This window comes from Caldanaerobacter subterraneus subsp. tengcongensis MB4, from assembly GCF_000007085.1.
GTDB lineage: Bacteria > Bacillota > Thermoanaerobacteria > Thermoanaerobacterales > Thermoanaerobacteraceae > Thermoanaerobacter > Thermoanaerobacter subterraneus.
The window spans coordinates 2,458,813-2,471,994 of record NC_003869.1 but is presented as its reverse complement, the minus strand read 5'-3'; the positions used below and the strand labels follow the sequence as shown (position 1 = coordinate 2,471,994).

Genomic DNA, 13,182 nt, shown 5'->3' with positions numbered 1-13,182 from the left:
TTAAGAGAGGGGAGTAATCATGAAGAAAATTGTTGCCGTAACAGCTTGTCCTACAGGTATTGCACATACCTATATGGCGGCGGAGAATCTGCAGATGGCAGCAAAAGAGATGGGAGTTGACATAAAAGTAGAGACTCAAGGGTCAATAGGTGCAGAAAATGCTCTTACAGAAGAGGACATAAGAGAAGCGGATGCTGTTATAATTGCTGCTTCCACTAAGGTGGACAAATCAAGATTTGCTGGGAAACCTGTTCTGGAAGTTGGCGTGGAAGATGCTATAAAAGATGCAAAAGGGCTTATTGAAAAAGCTTTAAAGATGGAGAAACCTACTGACTATGTGGAGAAAGTACAGGAGATTCACAAAGAAAGAGCTGCTCAGAGGACAGGAGCCTACAAGCACCTCATGACAGGTGTTTCCTACATGATACCTTTTGTAGTTGCAGGCGGTATTTTAATTGCGCTTTCTTTCTTCTGGGGATATAAGGCGTTTGAAGTAGAAGGAACCTTACCATGGGCTTTGATGAGAATTGGCGGTGGTTCAGCATTTGCGCTGATGGTACCAATTTTGTCAGGGTATATAGCATTTTCTATAGCAGATAGACCTGGCCTTGTTCCTGGTATGGTAGGTGGTATGCTGGCAGTATCAACAGGTGCAGGATTTTTAGGCGGAATCATTTCAGGATTTTTGGCAGGGTATACGGTAGACTATTTGAAGAAGTTAATAAAACTGCCTAGGACTTTAGAAGGTTTAATGCCAGTATTGATATTGCCGGTATTGTCTACTTTAATAGTAGGACTTTTAATGATATATGTGATTGGTTCACCAATGAAAGCTATTATGACATCTTTGACTAACTGGCTTACAGGGATGAGCTCTACAAATGCGGTTATTTTCAGAGCAATATTAGGACTTATGATGGCTTTTGATATGGGTGGTCCTGTTAACAAGACAGCTTATACCTTTGCAACAGGGCTTTTGGGCTCAAATGTGTTTACTCCGATGGCAGCAGTTATGGCAGCTGGTATGACACCGCCACTTGGCCTTGCACTTGCAACAGTTTTATTTAAAGATAGATTTACAAAAGATGAAATAGAAGCCGGTAAAGCAGCTTGGGTATTGGGAGCCTCCTTTATAACAGAAGGGGCTATACCTTTTGCAGCAGCAGACCCATTTAGGGTAATACCTTCTATAATGGTGGGTTCTGCAGTTACAGGCGCACTTTCAATGCTTTTCCACATTGAATTAAGGGCTCCTCACGGAGGTATATTTGTGATACCTATAGCTGTTTCAAATCCACTTCTTTATATTGGTGTGATAGCAGTCGGTACAGTTGTAACTGCCTTAATGGTTGCACTTCTTAAAAAGAAAGTAGAATAAAAAATCAGGGCAAGCTCTTGTTTGCCCTGACTTTTTATTTGTTAAAAGGATTTTGCACTCTTACTTTACCAAAGTACTGCCCTGAATTTAAATCCTCGCTCCATATTATTTCACAATCAAGATTAACTGCACTGACAATTATCAACGAATCCCAAAAAGAAATCATATAGCGTTGGGAAACTCTAATTGCTTCCAGGATATCTTTAATATCTATCACACTCAATTTCCAACTTCTAAGGTCCGAAATAATTTCTGCAGCTTCTACTGGGGACAAAGGTTTTTTTACCTTTTTTGTAATAGTTACATAAAATTCTTGAAGGACTTGGGTGCTTAAACAACCATTCCTTTCATACCATAACTCTTTTAATAGTTCTTTTGCGATTTCATGTTTTTCACCTGCAGATACATCATATGCATAAACTAAAACATTCGTATCGACAAATTGCAAATCTTTATTGCCTTTCATATAAATCATCTCTGCTCCACGTGATTTTACCTTCTGTACCCAAGTCAAAACCCTTTTCTAATATGCTTATATGACGCAGCTTAGCTCTCTCATACAAATCTTCTTTTCTTACTATTTCTTCTAGTGTTTCTGTTAAAAGGCCGGATACTGATGTTTGTCTGTCTATGGCTATATGTTTTATCTTTTGCAATAAATCCTTAGGTAAAGATAGCGTGATATTTTGTATTTCCATTTTTCGTTTACTTTTTTTCATAAAATCCCCTCCTTCCACGTAATCTAGTATATCACATTTTTACGTGTAACTCAATTGACAAATTATATTTTCCCTAGCGTATAGATTTTCTTTACTACTGAGGGAGTACTACTATATGCATAGGATACATGGTATAATATCTATAAAGTAAATTTGTTGTATGAGTTGAGGGGAGTTGAAAGCATGAAATTTATTAGGAAAGTTGCAAATAGTGATATATTGGCAGATATAATGGAGATTCCGGAAGAATTAAGAGGGAAAAAGGTTGAAATAATTGTCCTACCATACGAAAATATGGAGGATGTAGATTCAAAAGAGCAAAAAAGACGACTGCGAGGAGCATTATCAAAATATAAAAATGAAAAGCTTATAGAAAAAGAGAATGAAGCTTGGGCAAGTGCGGTGATGGAAAATTATGAAAATAGTTGATGCAAATATAATTTTAAGGTATCTATTAGATGATATAGATGAATTAGCAGAAAAAGCGTCACTTAGCCAAGTTTCGTTTTCTTTTTATTTGTTAAAAGGATTTTGTACCTTTACTTTGCCAAATACTGACCTGAATTTAAATCCTCACTACATACGAGAAAAAAGCAGCCAGAGCCAGAATATTAGCAGAATTGGTCTATAAGAAGAATGCTGTTGATAGAATGTTTGCGGAGGTGATGAAAATGTTAAGGCTTGAGGATTCTGAAACTTACAGAAAACTAATAAAAGAAGGAGAAAGAAACAAAAGTATAGAGATAGCTAAAAAACTATTAAAAGAAGGAATGGATATTGATAAAATCGCTCAAATAACTGAGTTGCCAAAAGAAGAAATAAAGAAATTGTTAAATTAAAAAAAGAAGTATATGGAAAGGTAAATTAAAACCTGCCTCTTTTATTTTTTTTATGGGGGTACTATTCAAGAGTACTTTTTCATAAAAATATCACTCTGCGTAATTTAGCGAGAAAAGTAAAAGAGGCAAGCAGTAACTTGCCTCTTTTACTCTATATCAATTCTTCTTTTCTTTGGCTTGCTCGGATGGAGTTTTGGCATTGTGATTTTGAGTATTCCATTTTCAAATTTAGCTGTGGTCCTTTCAGGGTCCACTTCTGCGGGTAACTCAATTCTCCTCGCGAAGCTTCCATAATATCTCTCTCTGATGTAATAGTTTTTGTCCTCTTTTTCTTCGTCTACTGAAGTCTGCCCTTTTATTTCCAATATGTTGTCGTAAACATTTATTTCTATATCTTTTTTGTCAACTCCGGGAAGTTCAGCAGTTGCAACTATTTCTGTCTCTGATTCTACTATGTCCACTCTTGGCCTTGAAAACAGGCCGGATAAGGAAGGGAAATTTATGTCAAAGATGCTGGGCAGGTTTCTTATGTTGATGTCAAAGGGCCAGTCCCACCAGTCTCTTCCTCTTCTCATTAAGCTCATTTTACATCACCTCCATATTTTTCTATTATTTATTATAGCACATTGATAAATTTTTGCAATTATTAGGATTCACAAAAACTTCACATTTAATTCTTATTTTTATATTCTTTTTGTGGTAAAATTTATGAGGGCATGTAGAAAAGATATGAGGAAGTGGTGGAATGAGGCCGGATGAAAAAGATGTAGGCAAGTTGTACTTTTCTGTTATGGTTCTTTTCATAACTTTGGGATATCTGGTTCAAAAAGCGTCATTGTACATAGGGATATTGATTACTGAAATTGTTTTTGTGTTAATTCCTGTAATTGTTTATCTCTTAATTAAGCGCTATGATGTAAAATATGTGCTAAGGTTAAATCCTTTAAAAAGTGAATTTGTCCTCCTTCTTGTATTCATTGCTATTGCTTCCTGGGGTGTGTCCGGATTTTTGGCAGTTCTGACAAATTATTTTCTTTCAAAGCTGGGGAAAGTTCCTGTGATGCAGATTCCTCCTGCTCAGGACTTTAATGAACTTATTATTCAATTAATAATTTTTGGGCTGGTGGCAGCCTGCTGTGAGGAAATTTTTATGAGAGGCCTTGTAATGAGAAGCTTTGAAATGAGAGGATCCATAAAGAGCGTTGTTATTACAGCAATTTTATTTGCCATGCTTCATTTGAATGTGCAAAATTTTTTAAGCATATTGTTTTTGGGAACTATATTGGGGTATGTGGTTTACAGGACGGATTCTATATTTGCTGGAATGATAGTGCATTTTACAAATAATGCTATTTCAACTATTTTGTCTTACTTTATTTCTCAGTCAGGTATGGCTAATGTATCAGGTGTGGAAAGAATAAGCATACCTTTTTCGGCGGTTTTATTCTACGGTGTCATTGCAGTTTTTTCAGGGATGATTCTTTATGCTCTTTTGAGAAGATTTACCGCTATGACTACACCGTATGTAATAAAAGGAGGTACAGGGGTAAAAGAGGATGTAAAAGTCTTTTTATACTGGCCTTTTTTCCTTTCTATTTTAATATTTTTGTATAGAGTCACGTGGCAAATGGTAAAAATAGCTCAGTAAAAGTTGTTGACCTTTATGGTATAATAGGGTAGAATAGTGGATAGAGGGGAATGCAATCGGTTTCATATGGGTGGTGATGAGAATGAATGTTACAATTAAGGATGTAGCGAAAAGAGCCAATGTAGCGCCTTCTACGGTTTCCAGGGTTATTGCGGACAGCCCTCGCATTAGCAAGGAGACAAAGGAAAGAGTCTGGAAGGCAATGGAAGAACTAGGGTACTACCCAAATGCCATTGCCAGAAGCCTTGCCAGCAAGGTGACAAATACGCTGGGGCTTATAATGCCCCGTTCCACAGAAGAAGCTTTTTCCAACCCCTTTTTCCCTGAGGTTATGAGGGGTATAAGCGTTGTGGCCCACAGGGAAAAATATGATTTGCTTTTGTCAACCTCCGGGAATAAAGAAGAGGAAAAAGAAGCGGTAATAAGGATGGTAAAAGGGAAAAGGGTGGATGGGATAATTCTTTTGTCCTCAAGAACTACTGATGAGCTTATACCGTGGTTAAGGGATGAAAAATTTCCTTTTGTGGTGATAGGCAAACCTCTTGATGCTAGAGGTGTTTACTGGGTCGACAATGACAATATAGGTGCTTCCAAGCTTGCTACGAATTACCTTATAAAGCACGGGCATAGAGAAATCGCTTTTATAAGCGGTTCGCTGGAGTATGTGGTGAGTTTGGACAGGTTGGATGGTTATAAGCTGGCTCTTGAAGAAAATGGATTGACTTTTAAGAGGGAGCTGGTGGAGCAGGAGGAATTTTCTGAAGACGGTGGATACAGGGCTATGATGAAAATACTTGAGAGGGCAAAGCCCACAGGAGTAGTTGTCACAGACGATGTGATGGCTTTTGGCGTGATAAGAGCTACTATTGACAAGGGATTTAGGGTACCGGAGGATATTTCTATAGTAGGCTTTAACAATATTCCTTTGTCTGCTTTTGCGAATCCACCTCTCACGACGATAGATATATCCACTTTTGAGCTGGGGATAAAATCAGCAGAACTTCTAATTGCAAGGTTAAAGCAAAAAGAGATTGAGTCGGATCATATAATTGTGCCGGTAAAGCTTATAGAGAGAAAATCTTGTGTTTCCAGATAGAGGTGTATCCAAAGGGGTTGTATTATATGACAGAGGAGAAAGGAGAAGACTTACCTGAAGGAGTAAATCTTCTCCTTTATTTTTTGTTCTCTTCTAGAAATTTTTCTCCTACCTCGTATATGTTGCCAGCTCCTATTGTGAGGACTAAGTCACCTTCTTCTGTGTTTTCTTTTAGATATTCTACAATGGAGTCAAAATCCTTTATATAAAGGACGTCCTTTCCTCTTTTGAAGATCAAATCTACTAAGTCTTTTGAAGATACAATTCCTGTGTCTTTTTCTCTTGCGGCATATATGTCAGTTATTATTATTTTGTCAGCAGCATCAAAAGATTCGGCAAAGTCGGAAAGCAAAGCTTTTGTCCTTGAATAGGTGTGGGGCTGGAATATGGCTATTATCCTTTTGTGAGGATAATTTTTCGCAGCCTCTAAAGTTGCATGTATTTCTGCAGGGTGATGAGCGTAATCATCTACAACTGTAACCCCTTCTACTACTCCTTTGACTTCAAATCTTCTGTGGGTGCCTTTAAATTCTTTTATATATTCTTTAGCCTTTTCTGTGTCAACTCCTAGAAGGTAAGTTACAGCAAGAGAAGCGAGAGCATTGTATATATTGTGCTTGCCAGGAATGGAGAGCTTAAAATGCCCTATAAATTTTCCTCTGTAATAAACATTAAAACTTGCGCAGCCTTTTTCATCGTAAGTTATATCTTTTGCCTGCCAATCGCTTTTTTCGTTAATGCCGTATGTTACGATGTTTTTCTCCAAGCCTTTTATCACATGCATTGTATTTGCATCGTCTTTGCAGGCTACTACAAAGCCATCTGAAGGAACAAGGCTTGCAAATTGTCTGAAGGACTGCTTTATGTTGTCAATATTTTTAAAGTAGTCCAGATGGTCTGAGTCTACGTTTAGTATTACAGCTATGTAGGGATAAAATTTGAGGAAGCTGTCCGTGTATTCACAGGCTTCTGTGACGAAGTATTCACTTTTTCCCACCCTCACATTTCCGCCTATTGCATCTATTTCTCCTCCAACCAAGACCGTTGGGTCATAGCCTGCTCTGTCAAGTATTACTGAAATAAGAGAGGTTGTGGTGGTTTTTCCATGGCTTCCTGCAACAGCAACACCAAATTTGTATTTTTTCATTATAAGGCCTAGAAGTGTAGCCCTGTCTATTATGGGAATTCCCAGTTCTTTTGCTTTTTGGTATTCCACATTGTCATCATGTATCGCTGCTGTATATACCACAAGGTCAGCGCCTATCACGCTTTCTGCCATATGAGGGATATTTATTTTTGCCCCTTCTTTTTCGAGCCTTTCAATCAAATGAGAGTTTTTTATGTCTGAGCCTGTTATTGTATGTCCTTCCTCCAGCAGTATATGAGCTAACCCGCTCATGCTTATACCGCCAATTCCAATAAAATGAATTCTTTTAAATTTTTCAAGATCTATTTCCATAAAATGCACCTCTCGTTTCTACTTCATATTATTGCCATCATATGGTTAGAATATGCTAGACGCCTTTTTGTTGTCACTGTTTTATAAAAAAATTATACCACATGTTGCAGAAAAGTGAACTTTTAAATATAATTTTAGTATAAAAGTTTGTGAATTGGAGGTTAATTTTTGATGGAAAAGTATAAAAGGTATGAGAGGCTTGTGGCTCTTCTCAAATTTTTTACTGACAATCCCAACAAATTGGTAAACCTCGAGCAGTTTATGGATATGTTTAATATAGCTAAGTCTTCGGCTTCAGAAGATATAGATATTTTAGAAGAGATATTAGAAAAATTTGATATGGGGAAATTGATGACTTTTCCGGGGGCTGGCGGAGGAGTCAAGTATATCCCTGTTTCAAGTTTAAAAAGCTATGTGCCTTTTGTGAAAGAGGTATGTGAAAGACTTAAAGACCCTTCAAGGATAATTCCAGGGGGTTTTCTGTACACAGCTGATTTGATTTATTCTCCTCCCATTGTGAGTAAAATTGCTGAGGTTTTAGTGTATCCCTTTATTGAAAAAGAGATTGACGCTGTTGTTACTGTGGAGACAAAAGGGATACCTATTGCCCTCATGTGCGCAAGGGTTTTGAATGTGCCACTGGTGATAGTGAGGAAAGACAGCCGTGTGACAGAAGGTTCTTTTGTGTCCATAAATTATGTGTCAGGTTCTCAAAGGCATATAAGGTCTATGTCGTTGGCAAGAAGGGCTCTTGACAAGGGAGCAAAAGTCCTCCTGGTGGACGATTTTATGAAGGCAGGAGGCACTTTGAAGGGCATGACAGAGCTTATGGAAGAATTTGATGCTCATGTTGTGGGGGCAGGAGTGATGATTGCGACAGAGGAACCTAGGGAGAAGTTGATAGACAATTACATCTCTATTTTTGTGTTAAAAAATGTGGAGGAAGAAAAGAATATTGTAGAGATAGAGATAAGTGACTGGATCTTAAAATAAAAATTTTTATTTCATGAAGGAAATTTTAAGTTTTTGGCGAATATATTAAAGAGAGGGATAAGCCTGATTCTTGCGGAGATTGCAAGAAAAAGACAGCAGTCAATGAAGCAGGAAAAGGCAGTTCCTAATTCAACACAGGTCTATGCTTCAGGAAGGTGGTGAACTCAATGAAGATTACAGACGTAAGGGTGAGGAAATTAAACGACGAAGGCAGGATGAAAGCAGTTGTTTCTGTGACTTTTGACAATGAATTTGTAGTTCACGACATCAAAGTTATAGAAGGGCAAAATGGTTTGTTTATTGCTATGCCTAGCCGTAAAACTCCTGAAGGGGAGTTTAAAGATATCGCTCACCCTATAAACTCAGATACGAGGAATAAGTTGCAGAAGGCTATCCTTGAAGAATACGAAAAAGCAAAAGAAAACAATTCTAACAAGGAATAAAAAGGAGCTCGTCTCCTTTTTATTTTTTTGTTGAACTTTGCGGGAATTATAGTTAAAATAGTATAGGGCGGAATAGTAGATTTTTTATAGAAGGTGGGTAAAGTGGAAGAGCTAGTAAGTGTGATTCTGGCGGCTGGGTTAGGGAAACGAATGAAGTCAAAGTATCCAAAGGTTGTTCACAAAGTGTGCGGCAAGCCAATGGTAAAATGGGTAGTGGAGGCAGCACAAGAAGCAGGCAGCAAGGAAGTAATCGTTGTAGTGGGGCACGGCCGGGAAATGGTAGAGGAAGTGCTTGGGGATGAGGTGAAGTACGCATACCAGAAAGTTCAGCTTGGAACAGGTCATGCTGTGATGATGGCAGAAGAGTTTTTGCCTCTTGAGGGAATGGTTTTAATACTCACAGGGGATACTCCTCTTATCACTTCTGACACCTTGAGAAAGCTTGTAGAGTATCACATCAGCGAAGGAAATGATGTTACTATTTTATCTTCTATTTTTGACGACCCTACAGGCTATGGAAGGATAATAAGGGATGAAAGTGGAAACGTTGTAAAGATTGTGGAAGAAAAGGACGCAAGCGAAGAAGAAAAAAGAGTAAAAGAGATAAATTCGGGGATGTACGTTGTGGATATCGCGAAATTAAGAGCTGCTTTAAAGGAGATAACTAATGATAACGCTCAAGGAGAATACTATTTGACAGATGCTGTAGAGATTATAAGGAATATGGGAGGAAAAATTGGTGCTGTAGTTGGGGAGTCAGAAGAGATAATAGGAGTAAATTCCCGAGTTCAGCTCTCAAATGCGGAAAAGGTGATGAGAAGGAGAATAAATGAAAAGCACATGGAAAATGGAGTAACGATAATAGACCCAGACAGCACTTATATAGATGCAGAAGTTGAAATTGGACGGGATACTGTTATCTTGCCAGGAACTATTCTGCAGGGTAAGACTAAGATAGGGGAAGACTGTGAAATAGGGCCTAATTCGAGGATTGTGGACTCTACCATTGGAAATGGATGCAATGTTATGTATTCGGTAGTGCTCTCATCAAGTGTGGGCAACAATGTTAAAATAGGGCCTTTCGCCCACATAAGGCCTGAATCTGTGATAAAAAATAATGTCAAGATTGGCGATTTTGTTGAGATAAAGAAGTCTGTGATTGATGAGGGGAGTAAAGTGCCTCACCTCACTTATGTAGGAGATGCAGAGCTTGGGAAGAATGTCAACATGGGTTGCGGTTCGATCACTGTAAATTATGACGGAAAGCAGAAGCACAAGACCATTATTGGGGACAATGTGTTTGTGGGTTGCAATGTCAACCTTGTAGCACCTGTGAAAATTGGCAATAATGCGTATATTGCTGCGGGGTCTACTATTACAGAAGATGTGCCTGAAGGAGCCCTCGCCATTGCGAGGAGCAGACAGACCAATAAAGAGGGCTGGGTAGAGGAAAGAATAAAAAAAGGGAGGCTTTAGTGTAAAAATGGCGAGGTATACTAACTCACTTAAGATTTTTACGGGAAATTCAAATCCTAAGCTGGCCAGTGAAATAGCTGAACACTTGGGTCTTAAACTGGCAGATTCAGAAGTTGGCACATTTAGCGATGGAGAAATAAGTGTGAGAATAGGGGAGAGCGTAAGGGGAGCAAGCGTTTTTGTAATTCAGTCGACTTGTGCTCCTGTGAACAACAATTTGATGGAGCTTCTCATAATGATTGACGCTTTCAAAAGAGCTTCAGCTGCTGAGATTAACGCAGTCATACCCTATTACGGGTACGCAAGGCAGGACAGGAAAGCAAAAGCTAGAGACCCTATAACTGCTAAACTGGTGGCTGACCTCATCACAGCAGCAGGAGCCCACAGAGTAGTCACGATGGACTTGCACGCTCCTCAGATTCAAGGGTATTTTAACATTCCTGTAGACCATCTATTAGGTGGGCCTATTCTTGCCAAGTACTTCATGGATAAGGAATTGGGAGATGATGTGGTGGTTGTGTCTCCTGACCATGGAAGTGTCACAAGGGCAAGGTATTTTGCAGAAAAATTAAATGCTCCTCTGGCCATCATTGACAAGAGAAGGCCAAAAGCAAATGTAGCCGAGGTTATGAATATAATTGGCGATGTCAAGGGTAAAAAAGCGATACTTGTAGACGACCTAATTGACACTGCAGGGACGCTTGTACAGGCGGCAGAAGCCCTTTTAGACCACGGAGCAGTGGAGATTTATGCCTGTGCAACACATGGTGTGCTTTCAGGTCCTGCCATTGAAAGGCTTAAAGAATCTCCTATCAAGGAAGTTGTCATAACCGATACCATTCCTCTCCCTGAAGAAAAGAAGATTGACAAGATAAAAGTGAGGTCTGTGGCGCCGCTTTTTGCAGAGGCAATTTTGAGAATACACGAGGGCATGTCTGTCAGCAAGCTTTTCACATAAGGCACTTTATGTGCCTTTTTTGTTTATGGTATAATTTAAAAAAGAACATATGATACAGAGGGTGGTTTTGTGGGAGAAAGCCAGAAGATTTATGTGGTGGATGATGACAAAAATATATGCGAAATTGTCTCTTTATATCTCGAAAAAGAGGGTTTTGAAGTGGAGCAGATATACGACGGGCAGACAGCTCTTAGAAAGATACAGGAAAAGCCTCCAAAGCTTGTAATACTCGATATAATGCTTCCGGGAATTGATGGAATTGCACTTTGCAAAGAAGTAAGAAAATTTTCTAAAGTGCCAATAATTATGCTTACTGCAAAAGGAGACACTTTGGACAAGGTTTTAGGACTTGAGATAGGAGCTGATGATTATATTGTCAAACCTTTTGACGGGAAGGAGCTTGTAGCAAGGGTTAAAGCAGTTTTGAGAAGGTATGAGGGCGAAAGTGAGGATAAATCTGTGTCCTATCCTGACTTGTACGTTAGTTTAAGCGAGTACAAAGTCATCTACAAAGGAAAAAATATTGACCTTACGCCGAAGGAGTTAGAGCTTCTTTATTTTCTCTGCACACATCCCAATAGAGTGTTTACAAGGGACCAGCTTTTGGAGAATGTGTGGGGCTATGACTACATGGGGGACAGCAGGACGGTGGATGTGCACATAAAGAGGTTGAGAGAGAAGGTGGGAGAGGGTCCAAACTGGAAGCTCACGACTGTTTGGGGAGTAGGTTATAAGTTTGAGGTGAACTGAATTTGAAGAAAAACAGGCTTTTTAAAAAGCTTTTTATAAGCAATATAATAATTGTTGCCATAACTTTGGCTGTCGTCTCTATAATGTTTTACATCATGTTTCAGAATTACTATTTTGCTGAAAAAGAAAAAATAATGCTGGAAGAGGCACAGGAGATAAACGCTATTTTGAACGAGTTTGCGGTAGGGGATATAAATTTAGATAAGTGGAATCAGGAGCTTAATGTTGTGACGAGACTTATTAATGCAACAGTGTGGATTGTGGACAAGGAGGGCCTTGTTTACAGCCAGTCTCAGCAGGGAAAGCCGTGGATGAAGATTACTCTCAGTAAGGCTGATATACAAAATATTTTAAAAGGAGAATCCATTGTAAAAAAAGGCTATTTTGGAGGGGCTTTTACAAGCCCTGTGCTTACAGTGGGAGTTCCTCTTGTGATAAAGGGGCATATTGAAGGAGCCATATTCATGCACGCATCACTGGAAGAGATGAACAGGACGGTTTTGAACATTTTCCTTTTGATGCTTTTATCAGGCGGAATGGCTTTTGTAGTGAGCTTTATATTGATATCCTACACTTCAAACAGAATATCTGAGCCTCTTAAGAAAATGAGCCTTGCTGCAAGAGAGATAGCAAAAGGGAATTTTTCTGCAAGAGTTGACCATTTTGAAGAGGATGAGATAGGGGATTTAGCACGGTCTTTTAATGTGATGGCAAGGGAACTTGCACAGCTCGAAGATATGAGGAAAGAATTTGTCGCAAATGTCTCCCATGAGCTCAGGTCTCCAATAACCTCAATACAAGGCTATATAGACGGCATATTGGATGGGACTATTCCTAAAGAAAAAACTTATGATTACCTCAAAGTGGTGCAGGAAGAGACGAGAAGGATGTCCCGGTTGATAAATGACCTTCTGGAGATGACAAAGCTTGAGTCGGGAGAGTTTCCTCTTAATAGAACTGAGTTTGACATAAATGAGCTCATAAGAATTTGCATTATAAAGTTTGAAAAAAGAATAGTAGAAAAAGACCTTACAGTAAAGGTGGATTTTGAGGAGGATAGGAGGTTTGTTTTTGCAGATAGAGACAAGATAGAGCAGGTCTTGACAAATTTAATAGACAATGCTATAAAGTTTTCTAAGCCAAAGGGCATTATTCACCTCTTTACTGAGGTTAAAGGGGATAAGGTCTTTATCACTGTTAAAGACAATGGAATAGGTATATCTCCTGAAGATTTAGAGCACATATGGGAAAGATTTTACAAAGCGGATAAGTCAAGAGGAAAGGACGGCGCTGGTCTTGGCCTTTACATTGTGAAGAAGATAATAGAGGCTCACAAAGAGGAGATATGGGCAGAAAGTGAGCTTAAGAAAGGGACTTCTTTTACCTTCACTCTTCCGATAAAAAAAGTTTAAGAAATTACAAT

At 38.8% G+C, this 13,182-nt stretch carries 17 protein-coding genes; 13 read left to right on the top strand and 4 right to left on the bottom strand.

The genetic code is table 11. The features are described 5' to 3' along the window. Nucleotides 1-19 precede the first annotated feature (19 nt). On the top strand, nucleotides 20-1,378 hold the full coding sequence (locus TTE_RS12360; protein ID WP_011026586.1) for a PTS fructose transporter subunit IIC: 1,359 nt from the start codon (nucleotides 20-22) through the stop codon (nucleotides 1,376-1,378). A gap of 34 nt (nucleotides 1,379-1,412) precedes the next feature. Here TTE_RS12360 and TTE_RS12355 read toward each other — a convergent pair whose 3' ends face one another. Beyond that, on the bottom strand, nucleotides 1,413-1,844 hold the full coding sequence (locus tag TTE_RS12355) for a PIN domain-containing protein (protein WP_031314291.1): 432 nt from the start codon (nucleotides 1,842-1,844) through the stop codon (nucleotides 1,413-1,415). Further along, nucleotides 1,831-2,097 carry a CopG family transcriptional regulator gene (locus tag TTE_RS12350; RefSeq protein WP_011026584.1) on the bottom strand — a complete coding sequence of 89 codons (267 nt, stop codon included), beginning with the start codon at nucleotides 2,095-2,097 and terminating at the stop codon, nucleotides 1,831-1,833. Before TTE_RS12350 ends, TTE_RS12355 begins: the two co-directional genes overlap by 14 nt. A 183-nt stretch (nucleotides 2,098-2,280) precedes the next feature. Between TTE_RS12350 and TTE_RS12345 the strand changes: the two genes are divergently transcribed. The 3 genes from TTE_RS12345 to TTE_RS13970 are packed head-to-tail and all read left to right on the top strand — an operon-like array spanning nucleotide 2,281 to nucleotide 2,936. Then, nucleotides 2,281-2,526 (top strand): hypothetical protein, encoded by a 246-nt coding sequence (locus TTE_RS12345; RefSeq protein ID WP_011026583.1) that lies wholly within the window; start codon nucleotides 2,281-2,283, stop codon nucleotides 2,524-2,526. Beyond that, nucleotides 2,513-2,728 carry a hypothetical protein gene (locus tag TTE_RS14350; protein WP_011026582.1) on the top strand — a complete coding sequence of 72 codons (216 nt, stop codon included), beginning with the start codon at nucleotides 2,513-2,515 and terminating at the stop codon, nucleotides 2,726-2,728. The genes TTE_RS12345 and TTE_RS14350 overlap by 14 nt, the downstream gene beginning before the upstream one ends. Before the next feature lie 40 nt (nucleotides 2,729-2,768). Beyond that, a complete protein-coding gene (locus TTE_RS13970) occupies nucleotides 2,769-2,936 on the top strand; it encodes a hypothetical protein (protein WP_022588737.1) in 168 nt (55 codons plus the stop codon). Between the two features lie 146 nt (nucleotides 2,937-3,082). On the opposite strand, the gene TTE_RS12330 is transcribed toward TTE_RS13970, so the two are convergent. Then, nucleotides 3,083-3,520, bottom strand: a complete 438-nt coding sequence (locus TTE_RS12330) for an Hsp20/alpha crystallin family protein (RefSeq protein ID WP_011026580.1) — start codon at nucleotides 3,518-3,520, stop codon at nucleotides 3,083-3,085. Nucleotides 3,521-3,681: 161 nt separating this feature from the next. Between TTE_RS12330 and TTE_RS12325 the strand changes: the two genes are divergently transcribed. Continuing rightward, entirely contained in the window at nucleotides 3,682-4,584 is a 903-nt protein-coding gene (locus tag TTE_RS12325) for a CPBP family intramembrane glutamic endopeptidase (RefSeq protein WP_011026578.1), read from the top strand. Between the two features lie 82 nt (nucleotides 4,585-4,666). After that, complete coding sequence (locus TTE_RS12320; RefSeq protein ID WP_041587235.1) at nucleotides 4,667-5,680, top strand: LacI family DNA-binding transcriptional regulator; 1,014 nt, start codon at nucleotides 4,667-4,669, stop codon at nucleotides 5,678-5,680. Between the two features lie 76 nt (nucleotides 5,681-5,756). Here the strand turns inward: TTE_RS12320 and murC are convergent, their stop codons facing one another. Further along, entirely contained in the window at nucleotides 5,757-7,139 is a 1,383-nt protein-coding gene (gene murC / locus TTE_RS12315; RefSeq protein WP_011026576.1) for a UDP-N-acetylmuramate--L-alanine ligase, read from the bottom strand. A gap of 171 nt (nucleotides 7,140-7,310) precedes the next feature. Here murC and purR point away from each other — a divergent pair, with 171 nt between their 5' ends. The 7 genes from purR to TTE_RS12285 all read left to right on the top strand — a co-directional run bounded on the left by purR (nucleotide 7,311) and on the right by TTE_RS12285 (nucleotide 13,171). Further along, nucleotides 7,311-8,132 (top strand): pur operon repressor, encoded by an 822-nt coding sequence (gene purR / locus TTE_RS12310; RefSeq protein ID WP_041587234.1) that lies wholly within the window; start codon nucleotides 7,311-7,313, stop codon nucleotides 8,130-8,132. Between the two features lie 33 nt (nucleotides 8,133-8,165). Then, a complete protein-coding gene (locus TTE_RS14520; RefSeq protein ID WP_259082439.1) occupies nucleotides 8,166-8,294 on the top strand; it encodes a hypothetical protein in 129 nt (42 codons plus the stop codon). Nucleotides 8,295-8,299: 5 nt separating this feature from the next. Further along, nucleotides 8,300-8,575: a septation regulator SpoVG gene (gene spoVG / locus TTE_RS12305; RefSeq protein ID WP_011026574.1), complete on the top strand. Its 276-nt coding sequence runs from the start codon at nucleotides 8,300-8,302 to the stop codon at nucleotides 8,573-8,575. A gap of 102 nt (nucleotides 8,576-8,677) precedes the next feature. Next, nucleotides 8,678-10,051: a bifunctional UDP-N-acetylglucosamine diphosphorylase/glucosamine-1-phosphate N-acetyltransferase GlmU gene (gene glmU / locus TTE_RS12300; protein ID WP_011026573.1), complete on the top strand. Its 1,374-nt coding sequence runs from the start codon at nucleotides 8,678-8,680 to the stop codon at nucleotides 10,049-10,051. 7 nt (nucleotides 10,052-10,058) lie between these two features. Then, a complete protein-coding gene (locus TTE_RS12295) occupies nucleotides 10,059-11,009 on the top strand; it encodes a ribose-phosphate diphosphokinase (protein ID WP_011026572.1) in 951 nt (316 codons plus the stop codon). 69 nt (nucleotides 11,010-11,078) lie between these two features. After that, a complete protein-coding gene (locus tag TTE_RS12290; protein WP_011026571.1) occupies nucleotides 11,079-11,759 on the top strand; it encodes a response regulator transcription factor in 681 nt (226 codons plus the stop codon). 2 nt (nucleotides 11,760-11,761) lie between these two features. Beyond that, nucleotides 11,762-13,171, top strand: a complete 1,410-nt coding sequence (locus tag TTE_RS12285) for a sensor histidine kinase (RefSeq protein ID WP_011026570.1) — start codon at nucleotides 11,762-11,764, stop codon at nucleotides 13,169-13,171. Nucleotides 13,172-13,182 lie beyond the last annotated feature (11 nt).

Bases quoted from the DNA above. Each gene is read 5' to 3' on its own strand.
- TTE_RS12345 (WP_011026583.1), top strand. From the start codon at position 2,281: ATGAAATTTATTAGGAAAGTTGCAAATAGTGATATATTGGCAGATATA.
- TTE_RS12325 (WP_011026578.1), top strand. From the start codon at position 3,682: ATGAGGCCGGATGAAAAAGATGTAGGCAAGTTGTACTTTTCTGTTATG.
- TTE_RS12355 (WP_031314291.1), bottom strand. From the start codon at position 1,844: ATGAAAGGCAATAAAGATTTGCAATTTGTCGATACGAATGTTTTAGTT.
- murC (WP_011026576.1), bottom strand. From the start codon at position 7,139: ATGGAAATAGATCTTGAAAAATTTAAAAGAATTCATTTTATTGGAATT.
- TTE_RS12330 (WP_011026580.1), bottom strand. From the start codon at position 3,520: ATGAGCTTAATGAGAAGAGGAAGAGACTGGTGGGACTGGCCCTTTGAC.
- spoVG (WP_011026574.1), top strand. From the start codon at position 8,300: ATGAAGATTACAGACGTAAGGGTGAGGAAATTAAACGACGAAGGCAGG.
- TTE_RS12350 (WP_011026584.1), bottom strand. From the start codon at position 2,097: ATGAAAAAAAGTAAACGAAAAATGGAAATACAAAATATCACGCTATCT.
- TTE_RS12360 (WP_011026586.1), top strand. From the start codon at position 20: ATGAAGAAAATTGTTGCCGTAACAGCTTGTCCTACAGGTATTGCACAT.
- TTE_RS13970 (WP_022588737.1), top strand. From the start codon at position 2,769: ATGTTAAGGCTTGAGGATTCTGAAACTTACAGAAAACTAATAAAAGAA.
- TTE_RS12320 (WP_041587235.1), top strand. From the start codon at position 4,667: ATGAATGTTACAATTAAGGATGTAGCGAAAAGAGCCAATGTAGCGCCT.
- TTE_RS14350 (WP_011026582.1), top strand. From the start codon at position 2,513: ATGAAAATAGTTGATGCAAATATAATTTTAAGGTATCTATTAGATGAT.
- purR (WP_041587234.1), top strand. From the start codon at position 7,311: ATGGAAAAGTATAAAAGGTATGAGAGGCTTGTGGCTCTTCTCAAATTT.
- TTE_RS12295 (WP_011026572.1), top strand. From the start codon at position 10,059: ATGGCGAGGTATACTAACTCACTTAAGATTTTTACGGGAAATTCAAAT.